This is a genomic window from Micromonospora aridisoli (genome assembly GCF_056150025.1).
In genome coordinates, this window is sequence record NZ_JAXCFK010000004.1 from 380,761 (window position 1) to 406,543 (window position 25,783).

Here is a 25,783-nt window from a genome sequence, read left to right on the forward strand (position 1 = left end):
GTGGACCTGGCATGAAGCTGAAGCTGGACCTGCACGACATCTTCAACAAGGGCCACGACATCGACCGTGCGCTGCGCGGCATCATGGACGAGGCGGTGGCCAAGAAGGCCACCCTCGTCGAGATCATCCCCGGCAAGGGCTCCGGCCAGCTCAAGAAGCGGGTGCTGCGCTTCCTCGACCAGAAGGACGTCAAGCAGCTCTACCACCGGGTCGAGAAGGACTCCAAGAACTTCGGTCGCCTCTTCGTCCACTTCCGCTGGAAGTAGCTGACTACAGGGGGTAGGTGCGGGCCACGGCGAGCATCTCGGAGCTGTGGGAGCCGGCGACGCCGACGTCGGGTGGGCGGGGGCGGAACCCGGGGAGCGCGTCGAGGCCGTCGCTGGCGTCCATGGCGCGTAGCGCGATCTGCTCCGCCTTCGGGGTGACGGTCAGCGTGATCTCGATTCCCTCGGGTGGCGGGGCGTGGAAGACCACCCCGAAACCCCAGCGCCCGTCGCGGCTCTCCACCGGGACCGCGCGGCCCGCGACCTCGGCCCGCCGCACCTCGGCGGTGGACGTGTCGACGTGCAGGGTGACCAGGCGTACCGGACGTTGCGGGGTGAGCCGCAGGCTCAACGTGCGTTCGCCGGCGGTGGTGGTGTCGGTCAGCACGTCGAGCCGGGGCGCGGGCAGGTCGGCGGACTGCGCCGGGCCGCCGAGCAGTTCGTCGCCGCCGATTCCGGGGAACTCGTCGGCAACCTCGACCGGTCCGTCCACGTACTCGTCGGTCCAGGGCTGCGGCTCGGTCTCGTGGCTGAGCCAGCGGGCCTGGCCGGTGCCGGCGTCCATGGCGTACATCAGATGGGTGGGTGCCGGATGCGCGGCGTCGAACCGGTCGACGGCGACGCCGGTCGCGGCGAGGACCACCGCGGCCAGCGCGGCGGCCCCTGCGGGCACGGCGCCGAGTCGGCGGGCCCGCAGGGCGACCATTCCCCGCTGGCCGCCGGCCTCCGGATGCAGCAGGTCGACCACGGGCAGGGCGGCCAGGCCGAGCAGCACCGCGAAGAGCGCCGCGACGCCGCCCATCGCCATGCCCAGCGCCGGGAAGAGCAGCACCACGGTGGGCAGCAACACGACAACCGCCACCGCGGCGGCAGCGGTCACCGCGATCACCGGTACCGGGCCGTCGAGTCGGGTGGCCAGTGCCACCAGCCCGCCGAGGGCACCGGCCAGGGCGGGCAGGGTCGCGAGGTAGGCCCCGCCGGGTGCCAGTACCGCGAGCAGCACACCGAGCAGCGCCAGCCAACCGAGCCCGCCGATGGCCAGCGCGGCCGGGCCGACCCGGCGTCGGGTCAGCGCGTACCAGGCGCACACGACGGCGGCGGCGAGTGACAGTACGGCCAGTCGGTACCAGGTCGGCCGGTACGGGTCGAGCAGTTCGGCGTAGCCCGGCCGGACGGCGACGATCGCCGCCCAGAGCAGTTGTGCACCCACCGGCGCGACGACGATCGGTACGAGGGCGAGTCCGAACCCGGCAGCCAACCGACCACCGGTGACCCGACCCCGGCGTCGGGCCAGCCAGCCGAGTACGACCACGCCGGTCAGCGCCAGCAGTGCCAGCGGCAGCACCAGCCAGCCGGGGTAACGAGCGAGACCGCCGGGGACGGGGAAGTAGGTGGCGTCGTGCCCGGCGCGCAGGTCACCGAGGTCGACGCGGCCGAACTCCCGGGCCAGGCCGAGGGCGTTGTCGCCGTGGTGCTGGAGGCTGGCCCGGTCCATGGAGGCCGGGGTGTCCAGCGGGGTGTGGTAGATCGCCCCGCCGTCGAGGTACGCCGCGTTCAGCCCGAGGAACCCCTCGTCGAGGAAGGCGGTGAAGTCGGTGTCGTTGGGCAGGGCGCGGTACACCTCCACCGCGAACGAGGTACCCACCGGATGGGGCGCGGCGCGGGCGAAGACCTCGACCAGCCGGGCGTTCTCCGGCGACGTCTCGAACATGATCACTGGCCCGGTGCGGCCTCGGGCCTCCAGGTTCAGCACCACCCCCTTGCCTGCGGCCAGCGGGTGTTCGGAGGCGAACGCCGACGCCCCGCACAGGCACGCCTCCTCGGCGTCGGTGAGGACGAACACGACGTCGTTGCGGGGGGCCGGGCCGTCGGCCAGCGCGCGGGCCGCCTCCAGGATCGTGGCGACCCCTGCGGCGTCGTCGTTGCCGCCCGGCCCGGTCTGTACCGCGTCGTAGTGCGCGACCAGGAACACCGTGCCGGTGGGGTCGGTGCCGGGCAGCCGGGCCACCACGTTGCGGACCCGGGCCAGCGTGGCACCACCCGCCGCGCCGCTGAGCTGTCCGGCCTCCTCGGCGACGGTGTCCTGCACCTGGGTCTGCAATCCGAGGTCGCGCAGGACGCCCTCCAGGTAGGCGCGGACCTCCTCGTTGGCCGCGCTGCCCGCGACGTGTGGCCCGCTGGCGATCCGCGTCACGTGCGGGAAGGCCCGAGCGGCACTGAATTCACCGGCCGGCGTGTCGGCCGCACGGGGTGCCGGTGGACGCAGGTCGAGCAGGGCGCCCGCGCCCACGGCGACGAGCGCGACGAGCGCCGCCAGCGCGGCGAGGGGACGCCGACGCGGCCGGGTGAGGGCACGGTCGGCGGCGGAGCTGGGGGGTGCGCCCACGGGTGGCTCCTCGCGAAGGGGTGGTCCTGGGGTGCACATCATCCTCCATGCCACCCGAGGGTGCCCCGTCGTGTTGTGTGCGAACGTTGTCTAATACAGGATCAGCAGGGCACTCGGAAGGAGCCCGACATCACCAGCGATCTCCCGCCTGTCGCGGCGGTGACCCGGCCGGCCCGGGGGACCGGGATGCCCGGTCCCTCCGTCGTGTCGTGGCCGTACCCACAGGGAGGGCTGGGCAGCAACGCCAACCTGCCGCCCGGGGAGCGGCTGCGCGTGCTGCTGGTCGAGGACGACGAGGGGGACGCCTTCCTGGTCGGTGAGCTGCTGGCCGAGACGAACTCGGGCATCGACCTGCTGGTGGCGACCAGCCTGAGCGAGGCCCGGCGGCGGGTCGCCGGCGTCGACTGCGTCCTGCTCGACCTGGGCCTGCCCGATGCGCAGGGCCTGGACGGGCTGCGGCAGGTGCTCGACATGTCCGGCAGCGCGGCGGTGTGCGTGCTCACGGGTCGCTCCGACGAGCACCTGGGTATCGTGGCGGTCGCCGAGGGGGCACAGGACTACCTGGTCAAGGGCCAGGTCGACGGGGTGTTGCTGACCCGGGCGCTGCGTTACGCGGTGGAGCGCAAGCGGGCCGACGAGAACGCCCGCCGGCTACGCGAGGTGGAGCTGCGCCAGGCCGAGTCCGCCCGCTTGGAGCGCGGCCTGCTGCCGCAGCCGTTGATGTCGACCGACCAGATCGCGGTGCACACCTTCTACCGGCCCGGCCGGCACGCCGCCCTGATCGGCGGGGACTTCTACGACGTGGTGCAGACCCGACCCGACCGGGTGGATCTGATCATCGGTGACGTCTGTGGGCACGGCGTGGACGAGGCGGCGCTCGGCGTCGAACTGCGGGTGGCCTGGCGGGCGCTAATTCTCGCCGGGGTGCCGGACGACGAGGTGCTCCCCGCGTTGGAGCAGGTGCTGATGAGCGAGCGACGGCTACAGGAGATCTTCGCGACCGTCGCCACGACCCGCCTGGACCTGGACGCCAACCGGGCGACCGTGCGGCTGGCCGGTCACCCGCCACCGCTGCTGCTCGCCGGTGGCCGGGTGGCTCCGGTGCCGGCACCGGGTGGCCTGCTGCTCGGCGTACGGCCCCGTCGGCCGGTCGCCTTCGACATGGAGTTCGACACCGAGGACTGGTCTCTGCTGATGTACACCGACGGCCTGATCGAGGGCCGGGTGGGTGAGGGCGACGAACGCCTCGACGTACCCGGCCTGACCCGTCTGCTCGATGAGCCGGCCAACCGGGCTGTGCCGCTGCCGGAGCTGCCGGCCTGGCTGGTCGGCCGGGCCGAGCAGCTCAACGACGGCCCGTTCGCCGACGACGTGGCGATGCTGCTGGTCACCCGGGGCGGTGGCCGGTGACGACCAGCGGAGCCGGATGGAGCCTGCGGGGCCGGCTGGCCGTGCTGGTCGCGGTCGTCGGGCTGCTGCTGATCGGGGTGGCCGCCGCGGAGGCGGTGGTCGCCACCCGCAACCGGGCGCACATCGACGCGGTGCTCAACCGGACCGGCCCGCTGCGGGCCGCGTCCCAGGAGCTGCTCGCGGTCCTGGTCGACCAGGAGACCGCGCTCCGGGGCTACGCGCTGACCGGCGAGCGGAGGGATCTCGCCCCGTTCGACGCCGGCCGGCAGCGGGAGCAGCAATTGGCCGCCTCGATGCTCCGGCTGCTGGCCAGCTACCCGGAGCTGCGCGACGAGTTCGAGGCCGTGCAGCAGCGGGCCGAGCAGTGGCGGCAGACGGTCGCCCTGCCGGTCATCCAGGCCATCGAGGTGAGCGGCACCGCCGCCGGTCAGCAGTTGCTCACCGACCAGTCCCGGCAGCAGTTCGACCAGATCCGGGTCGCCGTCGAGGTGCTGCAGGAGGGGATCCTCGAAGTCCGGAACGAGGCGGCTGCGGACGTCCGCGAGACCAGCAACCTGCTGGTGCTGCTGCTGGTCATCGCGGCGCTCGTGGTGGTGGTCGCCGGGGTGGTGCTGCTCACCTCGCTGGAGCGGATGGTGATCCGCCCGCTGACCAGCCTGGCCGGTCAGGTCCGGGAGGTCGCCACCGGCGACTACGGCCACGGCATCACCGGCAGCGGTCCGCCGGAGTTCCGTCGCCTCGGCGCGGACGTGGACGCCATGCGCCAGAAGATCGCCGCCGACCTGGCCGAGGTACGCGAGGCGCGGGAGCGGATCGAGTGGGTCAACGCCCAGTTGCAGAAGCAGGCCGAGGAGCTGACCCGGTCCAACCGTGACCTGGAACAGTTCGCCTACGTCGCCTCGCACGACCTGCAGGAGCCGCTGCGCAAGGTGGCGAGCTTCTGCCAGTTGCTCCAGCGGAGGTACGCCGGACGCCTCGACGAGCGGGCCGACCAGTACATCGCCTTCGCGGTGGACGGCGCGCAGCGGATGCAGCGGCTGATCAACGACCTGCTGGCGTTCTCCCGGATCGGCCGGCTCACCGCCGGCTTCACCGATGTCGACCTGAACGGCCTCATGGAGGAGGTGGCGGCGCAGACCGAGCCGGCCCGACAGTACGCCGATGCCGAGCTGACCTGGGGCGAGCTTCCGGTGATCCGCGGCGAGGAGCCGCTGCTGACCAATCTGCTGGTCAATCTGGTCAGCAACTCGGTGAAGTTCCGCCGACCTGACGTTCCGCCGAAGGTGCACGTCTCGGCCCGGCTGATCGGCGAGGATTGGGAGATCACCTGCCAGGACAACGGCATCGGTATCGAGCCGGAGTTCGCCGACAAGATCTTCGTGATCTTCCAACGGTTGCACGCAAAGGACGCGTACCCGGGGACCGGGATCGGGCTGGCGATCGTCAAGAAGATCGTGGAGTACCACGGTGGTCGGGTCTGGGTGGACACGGACGTGCCGGAGGGGACGGCGATCCGGTTCACCCTCCCCGCGCTTCCCGCCGACGTCGAGGCCGCGAAGAGCGGCACCGGGTCGGACGGGTCGTCCGTCGGGACGGACGGACCGGAGGGGTCGGACGGTTCGCAGCCGGCGGAGGCCGGGACGGACGTGGCGTCGGACCGGGCCGATGACGAGGCCCGAGCCGGTGACGGTACCGTCGGCGCCGAGGCCGACGGCGGATCGGAGCGCCCCTCGGCCGTCGCTGGCCTGCCACAGGCCGGCGGTGGGACAGGTGGCATGAAGGAGGCGGTGGGATGACCGCACCGGCGGACGGCAACAGCCCGATCGAGGTGCTCCTGGTCGAGGACGACCCGGGCGACGTGATGATGACCCAGGAGGCGTTCGAGGAGCACAAGCTGCGTAACCGGCTGAACGTCGTCTCCGACGGTGCCGAGGCGCTGGCGTACCTGCGTCGCGAGGGTCAGTACGCGGACGCGGTGCTGCCGGACCTGATCCTGCTCGACCTCAACCTTCCGCGCCGGGACGGCCGGGAGGTGCTGGAGGAGATAAAGAACGACAAGCAGCTCTGCCGGATTCCGGTGGTGGTGCTGACCACGTCCCAGGCCGATGAGGACATCCTGCGCAGCTACCAGCTGCACGCGAACGCGTACGTCACCAAGCCGGTCGACTTCGAGCAGTTCATCTCGGTGGTCCGGCAGATCGACGAGTTCTTCGTCAGCGTGGTGAAGCTGCCGCCACGTGGCTGACACTCTGCTCGACGACGTCGCCGGGTTGCTGCGGGAGACCGCCGACAGCGTCGTACTACCGTTGTTCCGTCATCTCGGCGACGCCGACGTGACCGAGAAGGCCCCCGGTGAGCTGGTCACCGTCGCCGATCGCCGAGCAGAAGAGATGATCAGCGCCGGCTTGCTCCGGCTGCGTCCGGGATCGGTGGTGGTCGGCGAGGAGGCGGTGGCCGACGATCCGGACCTGCTGCGTCATCTGCGGGCCTCCGGTGATGTGTGGCTCGTCGATCCGGTGGACGGCACCGCGAACTTCGCGGCGGGCCGGCGTCCGTTCGCGTTGATGGTCTCCCTGCTCACCGATGGTGAGCCAATGGCCGCCTGGGTGTTCGATCCGCTGGCCGGCGCGCTGGCGACCGCCCGTAGCGGCCAGGGCGCGTACCTGGACGGTCAGCCGTTGCACCTGCCCAGCCGGGCACCGCCGGTGGGTGAGCTGCGGGGTGCCGCGATGACGAAGTTCCTGCCCGCGCCCTCGCGGCGCACCGTGGAGGCGGGCGGTGCGCGGATCGGTGAGCTGCTGCCCGGACAGCACTGCGCGGGTCGCGAATACCTCGACGTGCTCACCGGCCGGCAGCAGTTCGTGCTGTTCTGGCGCACCCTGCCCTGGGACCATGGCCCGGGCACGTTGCTGGTGCGGGCCGCCGGTGGGGTGGCCCGCCGACTCGACGGCACGGACTACCACCCGGCCGACACGGAACACGGCCTCCTGGTCGCCGTCAACGACGAGGTATGGACCGAAGTCCACACCACCCTCCTCTCCACCTGACCCCTGGCCCCGAGCCCTCACGTTGATCATGAAGTTGCTGGCGACATTTCGGACGCGGCGCGGCAACAACTTCATGATCAACATGGGCATGGCTGCGGAGGGTGAGGCGCCGGTTGCGGGGGGTCGAGGAATGGCGGGGAGTGGGGGTCGGGGGGCTGGCCGGTAGGGGCCGTTCCGGTATCCTGACCGGCGGTCTTCCGCCAGCAGGCCGCCGACCGGCGCCGGCGGGGGACCGCCGCCGCGCAGTTGACTGATCGGGGGCCGGCGGCCGACGAAAGGATGCTTTCGTGCCCAGGTCCACGTCCGTCCGGCGACGCGCTCACCGGCCGCTGATCGCCCTGCTCGCCGCCGTGGCGCTGCTGCTCGGCGTCGGTGCCGTGCCGGCGTACGCCGAGCCCAACGAGGGTGGCAGCAAGAAGCTGCGGGATGCCCTGGAGGCAACCGCCAAGGCACACATCGAGGCCAAGCGCAAGCTGGACGGCTCCAAGAAGCGGCAGAAGCGGATGGCCGCGGAGCTGTCGGAGCTGGAGGGTCGGCTGGACGAGCTGACCGCGATGGTCGGTGAGGTGGCCGCGCAGTCCTACCGGGTCGGTCGGCTCAGCCCGGCGGCCGCGCTGCTGGACAGCGCGACGCCGGAGGCGTTCGTACAGCGGGCCGCCAACCTCGACATGATGGCCCAGCGGGACGGCCGCCGGATCCGGGAGCTGAGCGAGGCCCGCGAGGAGGCCCGGCAGGCCAAGCTCGCGATCAACGCCGAGGTCCGCGAGCAGACCAAGCAGCTGGCCGTCATGGCGAAGAAGAAGAAGGAGGCCGAGGCGGCCCTCGCGGCGGTCAGCTCGGGCAGCAGCGGCGGGTTCAGCGGTGGCAGCTCCACCTCGGCGAGGCCGGCGCCGCGCAACTCCGACGGCTCCTGGCCCGGCGAGTCCTGCTCGGTCAACGACCCGACCACCTCGGGCTGCATCACGCCGCGCACCCTGCACGCGCTCCAGCAGACCCAGGCCGCCGGGTACAAACGGCACGTCTCCTGCTACCGCAGCGGCGGCTCGGGCGAACACCCCAAGGGCCGGGCCTGCGACTTCTCCGCCGCCACGAACGGGTTCGAGGACCGCACGGCGACCGGCGGTGACAAGGCGTACGGCGACAGCCTGGCCGCCTGGCACGTCCGAAACGCCGACCGGCTCGGCGTGCTCTACGTGATCTGGTACCGGCAGATCTGGCACCCCGGTACCGGGTGGCGGGCGTACAGCGGCAGCGGCAGCCCGGCCGCCGACCACACGAACCACGTTCATCTCTCGATGTACTGACCCGAGGCCCCGGGGCCGCTGCGTACCATCGCCACGATGAACTCTCCATCGCCTGACGTGGCGGTCCCGCCGGCACCGTCCGAGCCGGGCGGGGCCCGGGCGCTGCCCAACGGTCTCGCCGCGTTCCTGGTCTTCTACTCCAGCGGTGCCGTGCTGGTCCTGGAGACCGCCGCGCTGCGTCTGGTCGGGCCGTACGTCGGGGTCACCCTCCAGGTGACCAGCTCGGTCATCGGGATAGCGCTGGCGGCGATCGCGTACGGGGCGTGGGCGGGCGGCTGGTTGGCCGACCGGCGCAACCCACGCACGCTCCTGGCACCGGCGCTGGTGCTCTCCGGCATCGCCACCGCGATCACCCTGCCGGCGGTCCGGTACGCCGGTGAGGTGTTGCGCGGCGGCGCGGCCAGCGCCGTCCTGCTGCTGGTCGCGGTCGCCGTGTTCGCGCCCGCGATGCTGCTCTCCTCGGTCAGCCCGCTGGTGATCAAACTTCAGCTCGCGGACCTGCGCCGCACCGGGCAGGTGGTCGGTCGGCTCTCCGGCATCGGCACCCTCGGTGCCGTCACGGCCACCCTGGTCACCGGCTTCGTGCTGGTCGCCGCCCTGCCCAGCACCGTCATCCTGTTCGGGCTGGCCGCCTCGCTCGGCGTCGTCGGCATCGCGCTGGGGGTGTACCTGCACCGGCAGGACCGGGCCGCCCTACCGGGGCCGGCCCGGGTGAAGGCCGCGCTGGCGGTGCTCGGCCTGGCCGGAGCCGGGCTGACCATGGTCGCCCCGAATCCCTGCGACGTCGAGACCGCGTACCACTGCGCCCGGGTGCAGGCCGACCCGGGCCGGGCCAGCGGGCGGACGCTGCTGCTGAACTCGGCCCAGCACTCGTACGTGGACCTGGCCGACCCGACCCACCTGGAGTACGCGTACACCCGGTGGATCGGTGCGGTGGCCGACGTGCTCGCCCCGTCGGGCCAGCGGCTCGACGCGCTGCACCTGGGCGGCGGCGGGTTCACCGTGCCCCGCTACCTGACCGCCACCCGGCCCGGCACCGACAACCTGGTCTTCGAGATCGACGGCGGGCTGGTCGAGTTGGGCGAGCGCCGACTCGGCGTACGCCAGGGACCGGACCTGCGGGCGGTGGTGGGTGACGCCCGGCTGCTGGTGGCCGCCGAGGCGACCGACAGCCGGGACTTCGTGGTGGGCGACGCCTTCGGGCACCTGGTGGTGCCCTGGCACCTGGCCACCCGGGAGATGGCCGCCGAGATCCGCCGGGTGACCCGGCCCGGCGGGGTCTACGTGCAGAACGTCATCGACTACCCTCCGCTGCGGTTCATCCGCAGCGAGGTGGCCACCGTGGCCGCCGAGTTCGGGCACGTCGCGCTGATCGCGCCGCCCGAGTCGCTGGCCGGCGAGCGGGGCGCCAACTTCCTCATCCTGGCCAGCGACGCACCGCTGCCGCTGGCCGCGGTGCGGGCCCGCCTCGATGACGCCAACGAACCGGTCAGCCTGCTCAGCGGCGGCGACCTGACGGACTTCGTCGCGGACGCGTTGGTGCTCACCGACGACTACGCTCCGGTGGACCAGCTGCTCGCCACCGCCTGATCGGGTGACATCCGTGACCGAATCAGACCAGAAAGGTGTAGCCGGCCTCACGTCGGGCAACAAGGCCGACCATGGGTGCTGGGGGAATCAGGCAGGCGCAACTGCTCGGTGAGCGGTACCGGCTGGTCGAGCAGCTCGGCGCGGGCGGCATGTCGGTGGTCTGGCGCGGCTACGACGAGGTGCTCGGTCGACAGGTCGCGGTGAAGGTCCTCGCCTCCCGGCTGGCCAGCGACCGGGCGTTCCGGCACCGGATCCGGATCGAGGCCCAGGCCGCCGCCCGGCTCTGCCACCCCAACATCACGAACGTGTACGACTACGGTGAGTCCGAACAGGTCGGGCTGACCGTGCCGTACGTGGTGATGGAGCTGGTCGATGGCAGCCCGCTGACCGCGCGGCTGGGGCGCGGGGGACATCTGCCCTGGCGGGAGGCGGTCACGGTGGCGGCCGAGGTCGCCTCCGCACTGGCCACCGCGCACGCCCGGGGTGTGGTGCACCGTGACGTCACGCCCGGCAACGTGATGCTCACGTCGACCGGGGTGAAGGTGGTCGACTTCGGCATCTCCGCCCTGGTCGGGGAGAGCGAGAAGGGGCCGGACGGCACCCTGCTCGGCACCCCGGCGTACCTCGCTCCGGAACGGCTCGACAACGGTCAGGTCAGCCCGGCGACCGACGTCTACGCGGTCGGGCTGCTGCTGTACCGGATGCTCACCGGCCGGCTGCCCTGGCAGGCCGACACCACGACGCAGATGCTGCGGGCGCACATGTACCGCGAGCCGGATCCGATGCCCGACGTGTCGGGTCTGCCCGGCGGGGTCGCCGACCTGGTTCGCCGCTGCCTGGCGAAGCGGCCGGCGGACCGGCCGACCACCGTCGAACTGGCCCGGACCCTCGCGGAGGCGGCCGGCAAGGTCCCGACGGTTCCGGTGGGAGTCGGTGACGGTGACCCGTCGTCGGCCGACGCGGGTACGACGATCCTGCCCTGGTCCGCGGCAACCGACGCGCTGCCGCTGGCCGGGCTGCGTACCCGTCGCAGGCTGGCCCGTCGACGCCGGGTCGAGGCGGCGGTGGCCGCCGCCGGACTGATGGCCGTGACGGCGGCGGTCTGGGGCGTCACGTCGCACAGCTCCGCCAGCGGCGGGATCGATCAGCCGACCCAGGCGCGCATGGGCGGCGAGCAGGGCACGCCCTGCCAGGTGACGTACGCGCTGCGCAAGGATTCCGGCAAGGACTTCACCGCGGAGCTGAGCCTGACCAACACCGGCGACCGCGAACTGCGTGACTGGACCATGAGCTTCGCGTTCCCCGGCGAGCAGGAGGTGACCGGGGCGACACCGGCGCCGGTACGGCAGCAGGGCCGGTCGGTGGCGGTTCAACCGGCCCCGCAGCGACCGGCACTGGCACCCGGCGCCACCGAGAAGCTGGACCTGACCGGGCGGTACACCGGGACCAACCCGCTTCCGGTGGAGTTCCGGGTCGGTACGGCGGTGTGCGGGGTACAGGTCTCCGGGGTGGCCGGCACCGCACCCACCACCAAGCCGGCACCCACCGGGTCGGTGCCGGCCAAGACGGTGAAGGCAACGACCGGGAAGGCGGGTTCCGGCGGCTCAGGTGGCGCCAAGCCCAAGGGCGAGAAGGCCAAGGGGGAGAAGGCCAAGCCGGGGAAGGGCAACGGCAAGGGGGCCAAGCCGCAGCCTGGCAAGCCCGGCAAGGGTGCCGGACGGTGAGTTGACCGCTCAGGACAGCGTGGAGAAGCGCTGGACGTGGTCGATGGTTCCCTCCACGACGAGCGTGCTGTCGCGGCTGAACTCCAGCCCGTCGGTGACGTAGTGGAACCGGTTCTCCCCGGGACGCCTGATCCCGATCACCCGTACCCCGTAGCGGTCCAACAGCCGCACCTCGCTGGTGCGATGGCCGACGAGCGTCTCCGGCACGCGGACCTTGGCGATGGCGAAGGCGTCACCGAACTCGACGAAGTCGAGCATTTTGCTGACGATCAGGTGCGCCAGCCGTTCGCCGGTCTCCTCCTCGGGAAAGATCACGCGGTGCGCACCGACCGACGAGAGGATCTTCGCGTGCTGCGCAGAGGTGGCCCGGGCCCAGATCTGCGGCACGCCGAGTTCTATCAGCGCCAGCACGGTGAGCACGCTGGCCTGCACCGAGGCGCCGATGGCCACCACCACCCGCGGAATGTCGGCCAGGCCGAGCTGGCGCAGCGCCTCCCCGTCAGTGGTATCGGCCTGCGCCACCCGGTCGAGCATCGCCGACCACTTCTGCACCTTCTCACCGCTGCGGTCGATGGCCAGCACCTCGCGGCCGAGCGCGGCGAGCGATTCGGCCACGTGGCAGCCGAACCGGCCGAGCCCGATCACGGCGATGGCGCCGTCGTCCGAGTTCCTATCCGACAATGGGTTGCTCCTCTGGGTAGCGGTACAGCCGGCGCCGGGTGTTCAGGGCGATCGCCGAGCCGAAGGTGAGCGGGCCGACCCGACCCACGTACATGAGGACGGTCAGCAGCATCTGCCCCCCGTCCGAGAGGGACGACAGGACACCCACCGAGAGCCCGGTGGTGCTGAACGCAGAGGTGACCTCGAAGAGCGCCGCGTATAACGGAAGCCTGTCGGTCATCGCGATCAGCGCGGTGGTGCCCGCCGCGATGATCGCGACGCTGAGCAGCGCGACGGTGAGTGCCTGCCGCTGGCTGGAGGTGGCCACCCGGCGACGCCCGACGGTGACGTCCGGCTCGCCTCGGATCTCCGCCCAGACCACGAAGGCGAGCAGGAAGAAGGTGGAGACCTTGATCCCACCGGCGGTGCTGGCGCTGCCGCCGCCGATGAACATCAGGCCGATCAACAGGGGGTAGCTCTCCTCCCGGAGCATGTCGGTCGGCACGACCTCGAAGCCACCGGTACGGGCCAACGCGATCTGGGTGAACGCGGCGACGGCCTTGCCGGGTACGTCGTACTGGCCGACCGTCCACGGGTTGGCCCACTCGGTGGCCAGGAACGCGAGGGCGCCGAAGCCGATCAGCGCGGCGCTGCCCCAGATCGTCAGCTTCGTGGCCACCGCCCACCGGGCCGGCTGCCGCCATTCGCGGGCCGCCTCGAACAGGGCCGGAAAGCCGAGCCCGCCGATGATGCCGCCGAGCGCCAGGGGTACGGCGACCCAGGGGTCACGGGAGAAGGCCAGCAGCCCGTCGCGGTAGAGCGAGAACCCGGAGTTGTTGAAGGCCTGCACGGAGTGGAAGGCCGCCGTCCAGAGCCCCTGCCAGAACGGATAGTCGTAGGCCAGCCAGAGCCGGGCCGCGACGAGGGCCGTCATCGCCGCCTCGCAGGCGAAGACCGTCGTGGCGATGTGCAGCAGCAGCCGCCGTACGTCGCCGAGGCCGTACTCGGCGGTCTCGGCCTGTACCAGCATCCGGTTGTGCAGGCCGAGCCGGCGGGACACGGTCAGGATCACCAGCGCGGCGCCGGTCAGGATGCCGAGCCCGCCGACCTGGGTGAGCACGGTGATCACCACCAGCCCCGACCCGGACCAGTAGTTCGGGGTGTCGGTGACGGTCAGCCCGGTGACGGAGATCGCCGAGGTCGCGGTGAAGAGCGCCGTCATGAACGGGGGGTGCTGGTACTCGATGGTCATCGGGCGCAGCATCAGCAGCCCGGTGCCGAAGAGGATCGCCACCAGGAAGACCAGCGGCACGAGCCGCACCGGGTGACGAAAGAACCGACGCACCAGACAATCCTCTGATTTCGCCAGGCTCCCCGGGGTGGGAACCGGCATCCCGACGGTTCGGTCGCCGTCGCTGCTTCGGCTCTGCTTCAACCGACGCAGAGACCGGAGGATTCACCCGGCCGTCAGCTGCGGACCAACTGGCGGACAGGCCGGACAGGTCTGCTGAGGCGATTCCCGACGAGTGAGGAGACCGCGTTGCGACGTACCCTTTCCGCCCTCGGTGTGTCGGTGACCCTGCTCGCCGCCGCCGTGGCCACGCCCATGGTCGCCATGGCGAAGCCGGCCGGCGGCACCGACCTGGCACGGGTGGGTGACCAGCCCATCGTGATCGGCCACCGGGGCGCCAGCGGCTACCGGCCGGAGCACACGTTGGAGGCGTACCGGCTGGCGATCCGGCAGGGCGCCGAGTACATCGAGCCGGACCTGGTGCCGACCGCCGACGGAGTGCTGGTCGCTAGGCACGAGAACGAAATCAGCGGTACGACCGACGTGGCGGACCGCCCCGAGTTCGCCGACCGGAAGGCGACCAAGACCATCGACGGGGTTTCGGTGACCGGCTGGTTCACCGAGGACTTCACTCTCGCCGAGCTGCGGACGCTGCGGGCCAAGGAACGGCTGCCGCAGGTGCGGGTGACCAACACCGCGTTCGACGGCCAGTTCCAGGTACCCACCTTCCAGGAGGTGATCGACCTCGCCCGGGTGGAGGGGAAGGCACGGGGTCGGGTGATCGGCGTGTACCCGGAGACCAAGCACCCGACGTACTTCGCCGAGATCGGGCTGCCGCTGGAGGAGCCGCTGGTCCAGGTGCTACGGCGGAACAAGCTGACGCAGCGCAGCTCGCCGGTGATCATCCAGTCCTTCGAGACCGCCAACCTGCGCAAGCTGAACAGGATGATCGACGTTCCGCTGGTGCAGCTGCTCAGCGACACCGGCCGGCCGTACGACTTCACCGTGGCCGGGGACACCCGCACCTACCGTGATCTGACGACGCCCGCCGGGCTGAAGTGGATCGCCTCGTACTCCGACGGGATCGGCGCCAACAAGAACCTGATCGTGCCGCGGGACGCGGCCGGCAAGCTGCTCGCCCCGACCACCCTGATCCGGGACGCGCACAAGCAGAAGCTGATCGTGCACGCCTGGACCTTCCGGGCGGAGAACCAGTTCCTTCCGGCGGACTTCCGGATCGGCTCCGACCCGAACGCCCGTGGCGACATCCAGGCCGAGTATGAGCTGTTCTACCGCCTGGGTCTCGACGGCGTCTTTACCGACCACCCGGACACCGCCGTCGCCGCCCGCGCCGGCCTGCCCCGCCGCTGACCCCCACCCCATCCGGGTGCCCTGCAACTTCGGGGATGTTGCTGCCTCCGCTGTGGGTCGACCCAGCAACATCCCCGAAGTTGTCGACGCCCCGACATGCCGCAACCCGCCATCGCCAGGGAACAGCCGCGCCTGTGAGCGGGTGGCGGACCGTGGGGGTGAGCGACACATGGCGGGCCGGTGTCGTGGGAGCGGTGCCTATCGCTCCGGCGGGCAGGAGCGCCCGGGGTGCCAAGCTTGTAAGGGCGGGCCACCCCAACCTTGTTACTTGTGTGTTGCCGCCACATAGCCCGTGGGTGACGTCACTTCTAGCGTGAGCCGTCAAATGAGTCTCCCTCCCTCCCAACCCCAGGTGGAGTCGACATGACGGTCCGGACGACACGGCGGGTGGTCCTGTCCACCGCCACGATGATGGCCGCGGTGCTTGCGGCCACGGCCTGCGGCAGCCCCCAGGACACCGCCAACGGTGGTGGCGACAGCGCCGCGCCGGTGAAGGTTGGTCTGGTCTACTCCCAGTCGGGAGCGCTGGCCAGTTACGGAAAGCAGTACATCGAGGGGTTCAGGGCCGGCCTGGACTTCGCCACCGACGGCACCAACAAGGTGGGCGACCGGGCGATCGAGATCACCGAGGTCGACGACGCCGGTGACCCGGCGAAGGCGGTCTCCGCGGCCAAGGACCTGATCGGCAAGGGCAACAAGATCATCGCTGGTTCGACGGCCTCGGGCGTGGCGCTGCAGGTCGCCCCGATCGCCGCGCAGAACAAGGTGCTGTTCATCTCCGGTCCGGCCGCCACCGACGCGGTGACCGGCGCGAACAAGTACACGTTCCGCTCCGGCCGGCAGTCGTACCAGGACGTGGTGACCGCCAAGTCGTTCATCGGCGACCCGGCCGGCAAGAAGGTCGTCGTGTTCGCCCAGGACGGCGCCTTCGGCGACGCCAACGAGGCGGCGGTCAAGGCCGTGATCGGAGGAGCCGGCGCGAACGTCAGCGCCGTCCGGGCACCGGCCAGCGCGACCGAGTTCACCCCGTTCGCCAGCCAGATCAAGTCCGCCAAGCCGGACCTGCTCTTCGTCGCCTGGGCCGGCACCACCGCCCCGGCGATGTGGCAGACGCTGGACCAGCAGGGCGTGCTCAGCTCCACCACGGTCGTCACCGGCCTGGACATCCGCGCCTCCTGGCCCACCTTCGGCGCCGCCGGCAGCAAGATCTCGTTCCTGTCGCACTACTTCGACGGCGCCAGCGACACCGAGGCTGCCACCGCCGCGAAGGCCAAGGTCCCCGGCGGCACGCTCGACCTGTTCCACCCGGACGGCTTCGCCGCCGCGCAGATGGTGGTCCGCGCCGTGGCCGAGGGCGGCGACGACGTGGAGAAGATGGTCACCGCGCTGGAGGGCTGGAGCTTCGAGAGCGTGAAGGGCACCATGACCATCCGCGCCGAGGACCACGCGCTGCTCCAGCCGATGTACCAGGCGAGCCTGACCGGAAGCGGCGACGCCTTCACCGCGACCGCCCAGAAGGCGCTCACCGGTGACGAGACCGCACCGCCGGTCCAGGCGATGAAGGGCTGACCGGAGATGCTCGCCACCCGCGGTCTGACCTGGCGGATCGGTGAGGTCTCCATCGTCGACTCCGTCCACCTCGACCTGGCACCCGGGGAGTTCCTCGGCGTGATCGGCCCCAACGGAGCCGGCAAGACCTCACTGTTCAACCTGATCACCGGCCTGCGTCGGGCCACCGAAGGTCGGGTCACCCTGGACGGGCAGGACATCTCCGGCCTGCCGCCGTACCGGCGGGCCCGGCTGGGTCTGGGCCGTACCTTCCAGGCGTCCTCGGTCTTCGGCTCGCTGAGCGTGCGGGAGAACGTCCGGCTCGCCGTGCAGGCACACCGCGGGGGCTCGCTGAAGCTGTGGCGGCGGGCGGCGGCCGACCGGGAGGTCGCCGCCGCCGCCGACGCGGCGCTCGACCGGGTCGGCCTGGCCCACCGGGGTACGGCGCTGGCCGGCACCCTGGCCCACGGCGAGAAGCGGAAGCTGGAGATCGCCCTACTGCTGGCCGGCGAGCCCCGGGTGATGCTGCTCGACGAGCCGATGGCCGGGGTCAGCGCCGAGGACGTGCCGGAACTGGTCCGGGTGATCCGGTCGTTGACCGGCGACAGCGGCCGGGCGGTGCTGATGGTCGAGCACCACATGGACGTGATCCTCGAACTGGCCGACCGGATCGCCGTGATGCACCACGGCGCGCTGCTGGCCTGCGACACACCGGAGACGGTGATGGCCAATCCGACCGTACAAGAGGCCTACCTCGGGGAGTCGCTGTGAGCGAACCCGTACTCACCGTGGAGGATCTGTCGGTCCGCATCGCCGGGCTGCACATCCTCCAGGGGGTGTCGTTCACGGTCGCCCCGACGGGGGTCACCGTGCTGCTCGGTCGCAACGGGGTCGGCAAGACCACCACGCTGCGTGCCGTCGTGGGGCTGACCCCACCGGGCGGCGAGGTACGCGGCACGGTCCGGATGGGCCCGCGGAGCCTGCTCTCCCAGCGGACCCACCGCCTGGTCCGCGGCGGGCTCGGCTACGTGCCGGAGGACCGCTGCGTCTTCGCCGGCCTCACCGTCGCGGAGAACCTGCGGCTCGCCGAGCGGCGCGGCACCACTCCGGCGTACGACCGGGTGTACGCGCTCTTTCCCGAGTTGGACCGGCGTTCCCGGCAGCGGGCCGGCTCGCTCTCCGGTGGGCAGCAGCAGATGCTCTCCATCGGCCGGGTGCTGCTCAACGACAACCGGCTGTTGCTGGTCGACGAGCCGACCAAGGGGTTGGCGCCGAAGGTGGTGACCGAGGTGGCCGAGGTGCTGGAACGGGTCGCGGAATCCGTGCCGGTGCTGTTGGTCGAGCAGAACCTGGCGGTGGTCCGGCGGCTGGCCCGCGACGCGGTGGTGCTCGCCGCCGGTCGGGTCGCCTGGGCCGGCAACGCCCAGGAGCTGCTGCTGGAGACCGCGCTGACCCGGTCCCTGCTCGGCGTCGGCTCGGCGGAGGTGCGGCACTGATGGACGCGATCATTCTGCTGACGCTGACCGGGCTCGGTCTGGCGGCCCTCTACTTCCTGGTCGCCTCCGGACTGTCGCTGGTCTTCGGTCTGGCCGACGTGCTCAACTTCGCCCACGGGCTCTTCCTCGGCGTCGGCGCGTACGCCACCTGGTGGGCGGCGGGGAACCTGCCGGGAGTCGGCCCGGACGGCGTCGGCTTCGTGGTCGCGGTCGCCTTCGGCGTGGCCGCGGGCACGCTGATGGCGGTGCTGGTGGAGCTGGTGCTGATCCGGCCGCTCTACTCCCGCACCATCGAGCAGGTACTGGTCACCGTCGGTCTCTCACTGGCCGGTGTGGCGCTGTTGCAGGCCACCTGGGGTGCGGACGCCCGACCGTTCCCGCGGCCGGAGTGGACCCGCCAGGTGACCTCGATCCTCGGCGCACAGGTGCCCAACGGGGGGCTGCTGCTGATCGTCGCCGCGGCGCTGGTGCTCGGCGCGATCCTGGCCTTCCTCCGCTGGACCCGCTACGGCCTGATCATCCGGGCCGGGGTGGAGAACCGGGAGATGGTGACGGCCCTGGGCATCGACGTACGCAAGGCGTTCACCCTGGTCTTCGCCATCGGCGGGGCCGCGGCGGCGCTGGCCGGGGCACTGGGCGGCGTCTACTTCGGCACCGTCTCGCCCCAGCAGGGCGGCTCACTGCTGATCTTCGCGTTCATCGTGGTGGTCATCGGTGGCATGGGCTCGGTGGTCGGGTCCGCGTACGCGGCGGTCGCCGTCGGGCTGCTGCAACAGTTCGTCAACTACTTCGGCACCTCCGGGCTGGGCGACATCTGCGTGGTGGCGCTGCTGGCCGTGGTGCTGCTGCTGCGCCCGCAGGGCATCGCCGGAAAGGCGGCTACGGCATGACCGAGGTCAGGAGTCCCGAGGTTCCCGCACCCCCGGCGGCGGTGCCCGACGAGTTGACGCCGGGTACCGGCAGGCTGCACCGGATCCGCCCGTTCCTGCCACTGGCCGCGCTGACGGTGGCGCTGATCCTGCCCTACTCGACGCTGCACCTGCCGGGCATCTTCGAGGGTTCGCTGAACTCACCGGGCACCCTGCAACTGCTCGCCGTCTGCCTGGTCTTCGGTGGTCTCGCCGCCGGCTACGACCTGCTGTTCGGGCGCACCGGCATGCTCTCCTTCGGCCACGCCCTCTACTTCGCGGCCGGCGTCTACGGCACCGACATCCTGATCACCCGCGCCGGGCTGCCGCTGTGGCAGGCCGCGCCGCTGGCCATCGTCGGCGGAACGATCCTCGCCGGGCTGCTCGGTGCGGTGGCGCTACGCACGATCGGCATCGCCTTCGCCATGGTGACCCTGGCGTTCGCGCAGGTGGGCGCGATCCTGGTGGCTCGCGACTTCGGTGGGCTCACCGGCGGCGAGGAGGGGTTGCCGCTGGACGTCGCCGGGCTGCCGGACGGGCTGGTCGGGGTGGCCAACACGGTCAACCTGTACTGGCTGGCGCTGGCGTACCTCGTGGTGGTGGTGTTCGTGGTGCACCGGGTCAGCGGCTCGCCGACCGGCCGGGTGCTCGCCGGGCTGCGCGACGACGAGCGCCGCATCGGGGTGCTCGGACTGGACCCGTACCGCTTCAAGCTGGTCGCCTTCACCCTGGCCGGTGGCCTCGCGGCGGCCGGCGGGGTGGTCTACTGCCTGATCGTCGGCGGTGCCTCCCCGCACATCACCAGCAGTGAGCTGACCCTGTCCCTGCTGGTGATGGTGGTTCTCGGCGGGCCGGGTACGCGGTGGGGCCCGGTGCTCGGCGGCATCCTGTACATGTACCTGGATCACCGGCTGGTGTCGTTCGGTACCTCCGACGCGGTGAACGCGCTGCCGGCGTTCCTCAGCCGGCCGCTCTCCCAGCCGCTGTTCGTGCTCGGCACGGTCTTCATCCTGGCCGTCTACTTCTTCCCCGGCGGCCTGGCCAGCCTCGCTCCCCGTCTGTCCCTGCTCCGCGCCTCGCTGCGCCCCAGCCGGCCCAAGGGCTGACCATCAGGTTGGCGGGGCGACACAACGGCGTGTCGTCCCGCTAACCTCATGATCGACGGCTCCCGGACGGGGCCTGTGCGAAACAGGGGTGGCGGGGAGGACGGCATGAGCGAGCGGTTGGCAGTGGTCAGCGGCGGCGGTACGGGGATCGGGGCGGCCGTCGCCCGGACGCTCGTCGTGGACGGGTGTTCGGTGCTCGTCGTGGGCCGGCGAGCGGAGGTGCTCGCGGCAACGGCCGAACGGGTTGGCGCAGAATCCGGTCGCCCCGAGGCGATCCGTGCCGTGACGGCGGACCTCACCGACCCCGACCAGGTGGTGAAGGTGGTCGAGGCGGTCGACGGGCGGCCGGTCGACGTGCTGGTCAACAACGCCGGCGGTTACCACACCGCGGACGGCGACGCGCTGGCCGCGGTCGCCGCGAACTGGCGGGCGACCCTGGACACCAACGTGCTCACCGCGGTCCTGCTCACCGAGGCGCTGCGGCCGGCGTTGCGCCGTCCCGGCGGGCGGGTGATCCTGGTCAGCTCCATCGCCGCGCAGCGCGGTGGTGGCGACGCGTACTCGGCGGCGAAGGCGGCGCTGCACGGCTGGGCGTACAGCCTCGCGGCCCAGCTCGGACCGGACCAGGTCACGGTCAACGTGGTCAGCCCGGGCTATGTCGCGGAGACGGAGTTCTTCGCTGGCCGGATGACCCCGGAGGGCCACGCCCAGCGGGTGGCCGCGACCCTGGTCAAGCGGGCCGGCGTACCGGACGACGTCGCCGAGTGCGTTCGTTACCTGGCCAGTCCCGCCGCCGGGTACGTCACCGGACAGGTCCTCGGGGTCAACGGCGGGTCGGTGCTCGGGCGCTGACGGCTTCAGCGGTGGTCGGGAGACCTCGTGCGGCCTCCCGACCCCCCTCTCAGCCGTTGAGCAGGTCGTACGCGGAGGCCGGTGCCTGCTGTGCCTGCTCGTCGGTGAACGCGACGACCTCGGGGGCGCTGCCGAAGTCGAAGTACTCGACGACGTACTCGGAAGCCTTCTGCTTGCCGGCCGCCGGGATCGCCAGCGTCAGCGAGGTGAGGTTGCCGTCCCCGCCCACGACCGCGGTGAGCGGCACCTGCCCGGTGGTCTCACCGAGCGCGGCCACGCCCGCCAGGGCGTCGATCAGCTCCGGCTGGGCGGAGAGGTCGACCACACCGGTGTACGCCCCGGCCTCGCCGGCCTGCACCTCGGTGGCCGCCCGGATGATCGCCTCGACGTTGCCCGGGTCGGTTCCCTCGTAGGTGGGCAGCGAGTCCGGACCCTCGATCTTCGACGGGTCCAGCTCCATCCACTTGGTAGGCAGCTTCATCAACCGCTGGATGTCCTTGGCGCCCTTGAAGTTCACCTTCATCCAGGTGCGTGACTCGACCATGCGAAAGGACATCTCCAGCGTGAAGTCCTTGTCCTTGGTGACGGTGTCGATGTCCATGCCCCGGTTCGCCGGATCGACGACGCCGGAGACGTCACCCGAGGCGTCGCTGGTGGTGAAGCGGAAGGCTGGGTCCTGCTCACCCGGGACGGCGGCCAGCAGCTCCTGCTTCGGGTCCGGTGGTGGGGCCGCCTCCGGAGTGGCCTTGTCGTCGCAGCCGGCCACCAGGGTCGCGGTCAGCAGGGCGGCGGCCACGGCCGCCAGACGCCGGGTCACTGCGGTGGTGCCGGGTCGCTGAGTCATCTCGTCTCTCTCTTCGGGATCGAACGGGAATGGTAGAACACACTCCCGGCCGCGGTCCGGCTCCGTGGCCGCGCCGCTGGTAGAAACGTCGGATGAGCCAGGAACGGACGGCGGTACGGCAGCGGGCCGAGTCGGTGCTGCGGCGGCTGGCCGGAGCGCAGGCCCGGCTCCGAGAGGACCAGTGGCGGGCGATCGAGGCACTGGTGGTGGACCGGCGCCGGGTGCTCTGCGTGCAGCGCACGGGGTGGGGCAAGTCGGCCGTGTACTTCGTGGCAACCGCGCTGTTGCGGGCACGCGACGGCCACGGACCCGCAGCGCAGACCGTCGGCCCGGCCGGGCCGACGGTCATCGTGTCGCCGCTGCTGGCGCTGATGCGTAACCAGGTGGAGGCGGCGGCCCGCGCCGGGATCCGGGCCCGCACCATCAACTCGGCCAACCTGGACGAGTGGGACGAGATCACCGCCGAGATCCACGCCGGCACGGTGGACGTGCTGCTGATCAGCCCGGAACGGCTCAACAACCCGGACTTCCGCGACGGCGTGCTGCCGAAGCTGGCCGCGACCACCGGCCTGCTGGTGGTCGACGAGGCGCACTGCGTGTCGGACTGGGGGCACGACTTCCGGCCGGACTACCGCCGACTGCGTACGTTCCTCGGCAATCTGCCCGACCGCACCCCGGTGCTCGCGACGACCGCCACCGCCAACGCCCGGGTGACCCGGGACGTGGCCGAGCAACTGGGCACCGAACCGACCGCCACCACCGGGCCGCGCCCGGACGTCCTGGTGCTGCGCGGCAGCCTGGACCGGGAGTCGCTGCGGCTGGGTGTGCTCGACCTGCCGAGCCCGGCGCACCGGCTGGGCTGGCTCGCCGATCACCTGGACCGGCTTCCCGGCTCCGGCATCGTCTACACGTTGACGGTCGCCTCGGCGACCGAGACCGCCGAGTTCCTCCGGTCGCGTGGCTGGGCGGTGGCCGCGTACACCGGGCAGGCCGAGGATGCCGACCGCCGCGCCGCCGAGCAGGACCTGCTGGACAACAAGATCAAGGCGCTGGTGGCCACCAGCGCGCTCGGCATGGGTTTCGACAAGCCGGATCTCGGCTTCGTCGTGCACCTCGGTGCACCACCGTCGCCGATCGCCTACTACCAGCAGGTCGGTCGGGCCGGGCGGGCCGTCGAACACGCCGAGGTACTGCTGCTGCCCGGTGCCGAGGACGCGGCCATCTGGCGGTATTTCGCCTCGCTGGCCTTTCCGCCCGAGGACCAGGTCCGCGCGGTGCTGGCCGCGCTGCACACCGAACGGCCGCTGTCGACGCAGGCCCTGGAGCCCCTGGTGGACCTGCGACGCACCCGGTTGGAGCTGATGCTCAAGGTGCTCGACGTCGATGGCGCGGTCCGCCGGGTACGCGGTGGCTGGCTCGCCACCGGCGAGCCGTGGGTCTACGACGAGGCCCGGTTGCGCCGCGTCGCCGCCGCCCGCACCGCCGAGCAGCAGGCCATGGTCGAGTACGCGGCGACGACCGGCTGCCGGATGCGCTACCTGCGCGAGTGCCTGGACGATGCGGAGGCGACCGACTGCGGCCGGTGCGACCGCTGCGCCGAGGCGCTGTTCCCGGCCGAGGTGTCACCGGCCGCGTTGAGCGCCGCACAGATCTTCCTCGGTCGTCCCGGCGTGCAGATCGCGCCCAAGAAGCTCTGGCCGACCGGGTTGGAGGCGGTCGGCGTACCCCTGAAGGGGCGTATCGCCCCGGCGGAGCAGGCGCTACCGGGCCGCGCCGTCGGGCGACTGTCGGACCTCGGCTGGGGCGGTCGACTGCGCGGGCTGGTCGGGCCGGCCGCGCCGGACGGTCCCGTCCCCGATGACGTGGCCGCCGCCGTCATCGAGGTGCTCAAGGCGTGGGCACACGGGGACGATCCCTGGCCGAGCCGCCCGGCCGGCGTGGTCGCGGTCGACTCGCGGACCCGTCCGGCACTGGTCGGCTCGCTGGTCGACCGGATCGCCGCCGTCGGGCGGCTGCCACTGCTGGGCCGGGTGACCTCGGCCCGTTCGGCGGCCAGCGACGGCCCACGCGGCAACAGCGCCCAGCGGGTACGTGCCCTGCACGGCACCCTCACCGTCCCCGCCGACCTCGCCGACGCCCTGGCCGGTCTCGACGGCCCGGTGCTGCTGGTGGACGACCTGGTCGATTCCGGCTGGACGATGACGATGGCCGCCCGCGAACTCCGCCGAGCAGGCGCCTCAGCCGTTCTCCCCCTGGCCCTCGCCCTCGCCGCCTAGCCGGGGGGTGGTGGCGGTCACGACGGTACGGTGGTCGCATGGCTGACCAGGATCTCGACGCCCCCGCGCTCGGGTCGGTGCGGCTCGCCGAGCGGCCGTCGAGGCGGTCGGGTGAGGACCCCGGCATGGTCCCGGCCGTACCGGACCGGGCCACGCTGCGACTGGCTCTGGTGGTCGGGGGACTCGTGCTGGCCGTGCTGCTCGGGTTCGGTCTCGGGCGGATCAACGGTGGCGGCAGGTCGCCGGCGACGGGCGGGACGGACAGCGCGCTGGCCGACCACAGCCACGCCCCGGGGGCGGGGGCCCACTCGCACGGCGCCGATCAGGACGCGGCGGCCGAGGCCGGCGGTCTGGCGGTCAGCCGCGACGGTTACACCCTGACCCCGCTGGCCGTCGAGTTCACCGCCGGGCAGACCGGTGAACTGCGGTTCCAGATCCGCGACGAACAGCGTCGGACGGTCACCCGGTTCGCGGTCGTGCACGACAAGCCGATGCACGTGATCGTGGTGCGTCGGGACCTGACCGGTTACCAGCACCTGCACCCCACAATGGCGGCGGACGGCACCTGGTCGGTGCCGTTGACGCTGCCGTGGCCCGGCGTCTGGCGGGCGTACGCCGATTTCACGGCCCTCGCCGACGACGGCCGGCAGACGGCGACGACGCTCGGCGTGGACCTGGTCGCTCCCGGCGGCTACGCGCCCCGCGCTCTGCCCGCCCCGACCACCACGGCCCAGGTCGACGGGCTCACCGTCGAGTACCGGGGGGCTCCCCAGCCCGGCCTCACCGTGCCGGTCAGCTTCCGGGTCACCGGGGCGGATGGCGGGAGTCCGACGCTGGAGCGCTACCTCGGCGCGTACGGGCACCTCGTCGCGCTGCGCGAGGGCGACCTCGGCTACCTGCACGTGCACCCTGAGGCGGAACTGGTCGACGGCGCGATCCGCTTCTGGCTGACCACTCCGGGCGCGGGGCGGTACCGCCTCTACCTGGACTTCGCCACCGGGGGAGAGGTCCGTACGGCGGAGTTCACGGTGTCCGTGCCGTAGGGCATGTGTCGAAGTCCCTGGCCGGCCTGCGGCGGGCCCAGACAACGACCGGCGGCGTTGGAGATTGGTCCGGATACGACACCGGTATCCGGACCAATCTCCGCCTTGCCGGCCGCCGCCTGGACTCCGCCTCGGCGCGACCGAGACTTCGACACGTGCCCTAGGGTCAGCCCGCCGTCCGGCGGATCGGTGCGGTGGTGGGTTCCGCGGGCCGGCGGATCGGCCGCCGGGCGAGGTAGCGCAGCAGGTCGCGGATGTGGTGCTTCTCCTCCGCCGGCACGGCCGGATCCGCCAGCCGTTGCAGGATCACCCGCACGTCGGCCTCGACCGGGCCCTCGTCCCCCCGTCGCCACGACCCGGCGCCCGCGTCGGGCAGACCGAGCGCGCGGAAGGCCGCGGCGACCGGAAGATCGAGCGCGGTGCAGAAACCCCGGACCTTGGCCAGTTCGGGGTAGTCCTGCCAGTCGCCGGCGAGCCAACGGAAGACCGTCGAGCGACCGACACCGGTGTGGGAGGCCAGGTCGGTGACGGTCCAGCCGCGCTCGTCCCGGGCGTCGTCGATGGCACGGCGCACGAAACGAGCGAACGCCATCTGCGGCGAAACCTCTGCCGAACCCATCCGGTGGGTCTTCCCTCCCGACCGGCACCCGACGGTGCGCTCTTC

The 25,783-nt window shown here is 71.9% G+C and carries 22 protein-coding genes; 17 read left to right on the forward strand and 5 right to left on the reverse strand.

What is annotated here, in order from left to right; all coding sequences use genetic code 11:
- The first annotated feature begins 11 nt into the window (after nt 1–11).
- Nucleotides 12–266 carry a Smr/MutS family protein gene (locus tag SM447_RS11220; protein WP_013736060.1) on the forward strand — a complete coding sequence of 85 codons (255 nt, stop codon included), beginning with the start codon at nt 12–14 and terminating at the stop codon, nt 264–266.
- 4 nt (nt 267–270) lie between these two features.
- On the opposite strand, the gene SM447_RS11225 is transcribed toward SM447_RS11220, so the two are convergent.
- On the reverse strand, nt 271–2,649 hold the full coding sequence (locus SM447_RS11225) for a M28 family peptidase (protein ID WP_474572683.1): 2,379 nt from the start codon (nt 2,647–2,649) through the stop codon (nt 271–273).
- Nucleotides 2,650–2,808: 159 nt separating this feature from the next.
- On the opposite strand from SM447_RS11225, the gene SM447_RS11230 reads away from it, so the two are divergent.
- The 7 genes from SM447_RS11230 to SM447_RS11260 all read left to right on the forward strand — a co-directional run bounded on the left by SM447_RS11230 (nt 2,809) and on the right by SM447_RS11260 (nt 11,724).
- Entirely contained in the window at nt 2,809–4,059 is a 1,251-nt protein-coding gene (locus SM447_RS11230; protein ID WP_474572684.1) for a PP2C family protein-serine/threonine phosphatase, read from the forward strand.
- On the forward strand, nt 4,056–5,855 hold the full coding sequence (locus SM447_RS11235; RefSeq protein ID WP_474572685.1) for a sensor histidine kinase: 1,800 nt from the start codon (nt 4,056–4,058) through the stop codon (nt 5,853–5,855). The genes SM447_RS11230 and SM447_RS11235 overlap by 4 nt, the downstream gene beginning before the upstream one ends.
- The gene (locus SM447_RS11240) at nt 5,852–6,304 is read left to right on the forward strand and encodes a response regulator (protein WP_474572686.1); all 453 of its coding nucleotides are present in this window, start codon (nt 5,852–5,854) and stop codon (nt 6,302–6,304) included. Before SM447_RS11235 ends, SM447_RS11240 begins: the two co-directional genes overlap by 4 nt.
- The gene (locus SM447_RS11245; RefSeq protein WP_474572687.1) at nt 6,297–7,106 is read left to right on the forward strand and encodes an inositol monophosphatase family protein; all 810 of its coding nucleotides are present in this window, start codon (nt 6,297–6,299) and stop codon (nt 7,104–7,106) included. Before SM447_RS11240 ends, SM447_RS11245 begins: the two co-directional genes overlap by 8 nt.
- A gap of 287 nt (nt 7,107–7,393) precedes the next feature.
- A complete protein-coding gene (locus tag SM447_RS11250) occupies nt 7,394–8,410 on the forward strand; it encodes a coiled-coil domain-containing protein (RefSeq protein WP_474572688.1) in 1,017 nt (338 codons plus the stop codon).
- Between the two features lie 36 nt (nt 8,411–8,446).
- A complete protein-coding gene (locus tag SM447_RS11255; RefSeq protein WP_474572689.1) occupies nt 8,447–10,000 on the forward strand; it encodes a fused MFS/spermidine synthase in 1,554 nt (517 codons plus the stop codon).
- Nucleotides 10,001–10,071: 71 nt separating this feature from the next.
- Nucleotides 10,072–11,724, forward strand: coding sequence for a serine/threonine-protein kinase (locus SM447_RS11260; RefSeq protein ID WP_474572690.1), 1,653 nt, complete (start codon nt 10,072–10,074; stop codon nt 11,722–11,724).
- 9 nt (nt 11,725–11,733) lie between these two features.
- Here SM447_RS11260 and SM447_RS11265 read toward each other — a convergent pair whose 3' ends face one another.
- Together SM447_RS11265 and SM447_RS11270 are read right to left on the reverse strand one after the other, a co-directional pair.
- Nucleotides 11,734–12,405 (reverse strand): potassium channel family protein, encoded by a 672-nt coding sequence (locus SM447_RS11265; protein ID WP_474572691.1) that lies wholly within the window; start codon nt 12,403–12,405, stop codon nt 11,734–11,736.
- Nucleotides 12,395–13,729 (reverse strand): TrkH family potassium uptake protein, encoded by a 1,335-nt coding sequence (locus tag SM447_RS11270; RefSeq protein WP_474572692.1) that lies wholly within the window; start codon nt 13,727–13,729, stop codon nt 12,395–12,397. The genes SM447_RS11265 and SM447_RS11270 overlap by 11 nt, the downstream gene beginning before the upstream one ends.
- A 195-nt stretch (nt 13,730–13,924) precedes the next feature.
- On the opposite strand from SM447_RS11270, the gene SM447_RS11275 reads away from it, so the two are divergent.
- The 7 genes from SM447_RS11275 to SM447_RS11305 all read left to right on the forward strand — a co-directional run bounded on the left by SM447_RS11275 (nt 13,925) and on the right by SM447_RS11305 (nt 20,956).
- On the forward strand, nt 13,925–15,046 hold the full coding sequence (locus tag SM447_RS11275; RefSeq protein ID WP_474572693.1) for a glycerophosphodiester phosphodiesterase: 1,122 nt from the start codon (nt 13,925–13,927) through the stop codon (nt 15,044–15,046).
- Between the two features lie 363 nt (nt 15,047–15,409).
- Nucleotides 15,410–16,615, forward strand: a complete 1,206-nt coding sequence (locus tag SM447_RS11280; RefSeq protein WP_474572694.1) for a substrate-binding domain-containing protein — start codon at nt 15,410–15,412, stop codon at nt 16,613–16,615.
- Between the two features lie 6 nt (nt 16,616–16,621).
- On the forward strand, nt 16,622–17,365 hold the full coding sequence (locus tag SM447_RS11285) for an ABC transporter ATP-binding protein (protein WP_474572695.1): 744 nt from the start codon (nt 16,622–16,624) through the stop codon (nt 17,363–17,365).
- Complete coding sequence (locus tag SM447_RS11290; protein WP_474572696.1) at nt 17,362–18,090, forward strand: ABC transporter ATP-binding protein; 729 nt, start codon at nt 17,362–17,364, stop codon at nt 18,088–18,090. Before SM447_RS11285 ends, SM447_RS11290 begins: the two co-directional genes overlap by 4 nt.
- Nucleotides 18,090–18,980, forward strand: a complete 891-nt coding sequence (locus SM447_RS11295; protein WP_474572697.1) for a branched-chain amino acid ABC transporter permease — start codon at nt 18,090–18,092, stop codon at nt 18,978–18,980. Before SM447_RS11290 ends, SM447_RS11295 begins: the two co-directional genes overlap by 1 nt.
- A complete protein-coding gene (locus SM447_RS11300; protein WP_474572698.1) occupies nt 18,977–20,104 on the forward strand; it encodes a branched-chain amino acid ABC transporter permease in 1,128 nt (375 codons plus the stop codon). The genes SM447_RS11295 and SM447_RS11300 overlap by 4 nt, the downstream gene beginning before the upstream one ends.
- Before the next feature lie 105 nt (nt 20,105–20,209).
- The gene (locus tag SM447_RS11305; RefSeq protein WP_474572699.1) at nt 20,210–20,956 is read left to right on the forward strand and encodes an SDR family NAD(P)-dependent oxidoreductase; all 747 of its coding nucleotides are present in this window, start codon (nt 20,210–20,212) and stop codon (nt 20,954–20,956) included.
- Between the two features lie 49 nt (nt 20,957–21,005).
- Here SM447_RS11305 and SM447_RS11310 read toward each other — a convergent pair whose 3' ends face one another.
- Nucleotides 21,006–21,800 carry a hypothetical protein gene (locus SM447_RS11310; protein WP_474572700.1) on the reverse strand — a complete coding sequence of 265 codons (795 nt, stop codon included), beginning with the start codon at nt 21,798–21,800 and terminating at the stop codon, nt 21,006–21,008.
- Between the two features lie 92 nt (nt 21,801–21,892).
- Here SM447_RS11310 and SM447_RS11315 point away from each other — a divergent pair, with 92 nt between their 5' ends.
- Nucleotides 21,893–24,076, forward strand: coding sequence for a RecQ family ATP-dependent DNA helicase (locus SM447_RS11315; protein ID WP_474572701.1), 2,184 nt, complete (start codon nt 21,893–21,895; stop codon nt 24,074–24,076).
- A 38-nt stretch (nt 24,077–24,114) separates the two neighbouring features.
- On the forward strand, nt 24,115–25,119 hold the full coding sequence (locus SM447_RS11320) for a hypothetical protein (protein WP_474572702.1): 1,005 nt from the start codon (nt 24,115–24,117) through the stop codon (nt 25,117–25,119).
- 166 nt (nt 25,120–25,285) lie between these two features.
- On the opposite strand, the gene SM447_RS11325 is transcribed toward SM447_RS11320, so the two are convergent.
- On the reverse strand, nt 25,286–25,738 hold the full coding sequence (locus SM447_RS11325; protein WP_474572703.1) for a helix-turn-helix domain-containing protein: 453 nt from the start codon (nt 25,736–25,738) through the stop codon (nt 25,286–25,288).
- Between the last annotated feature and the right edge of the window lie 45 nt (nt 25,739–25,783).

Bases quoted from the DNA above. Each gene is read 5' to 3' on its own strand.
- SM447_RS11260 (WP_474572690.1), top strand. From the start codon at position 10,072: ATGGGTGCTGGGGGAATCAGGCAGGCGCAACTGCTCGGTGAGCGGTAC.
- SM447_RS11305 (WP_474572699.1), top strand. From the start codon at position 20,210: ATGAGCGAGCGGTTGGCAGTGGTCAGCGGCGGCGGTACGGGGATCGGG.
- SM447_RS11280 (WP_474572694.1), top strand. From the start codon at position 15,410: ATGACGGTCCGGACGACACGGCGGGTGGTCCTGTCCACCGCCACGATG.
- SM447_RS11300 (WP_474572698.1), top strand. From the start codon at position 18,977: ATGACCGAGGTCAGGAGTCCCGAGGTTCCCGCACCCCCGGCGGCGGTG.
- SM447_RS11240 (WP_474572686.1), top strand. From the start codon at position 5,852: ATGACCGCACCGGCGGACGGCAACAGCCCGATCGAGGTGCTCCTGGTC.
- SM447_RS11295 (WP_474572697.1), top strand. From the start codon at position 18,090: ATGGACGCGATCATTCTGCTGACGCTGACCGGGCTCGGTCTGGCGGCC.
- SM447_RS11325 (WP_474572703.1), bottom strand. From the start codon at position 25,738: ATGGGTTCGGCAGAGGTTTCGCCGCAGATGGCGTTCGCTCGTTTCGTG.
- SM447_RS11255 (WP_474572689.1), top strand. From the start codon at position 8,447: ATGAACTCTCCATCGCCTGACGTGGCGGTCCCGCCGGCACCGTCCGAG.
- SM447_RS11320 (WP_474572702.1), top strand. From the start codon at position 24,115: ATGGCTGACCAGGATCTCGACGCCCCCGCGCTCGGGTCGGTGCGGCTC.
- SM447_RS11285 (WP_474572695.1), top strand. From the start codon at position 16,622: ATGCTCGCCACCCGCGGTCTGACCTGGCGGATCGGTGAGGTCTCCATC.
- SM447_RS11315 (WP_474572701.1), top strand. From the start codon at position 21,893: ATGAGCCAGGAACGGACGGCGGTACGGCAGCGGGCCGAGTCGGTGCTG.
- SM447_RS11220 (WP_013736060.1), top strand. From the start codon at position 12: ATGAAGCTGAAGCTGGACCTGCACGACATCTTCAACAAGGGCCACGAC.
- SM447_RS11310 (WP_474572700.1), bottom strand. From the start codon at position 21,800: ATGACTCAGCGACCCGGCACCACCGCAGTGACCCGGCGTCTGGCGGCC.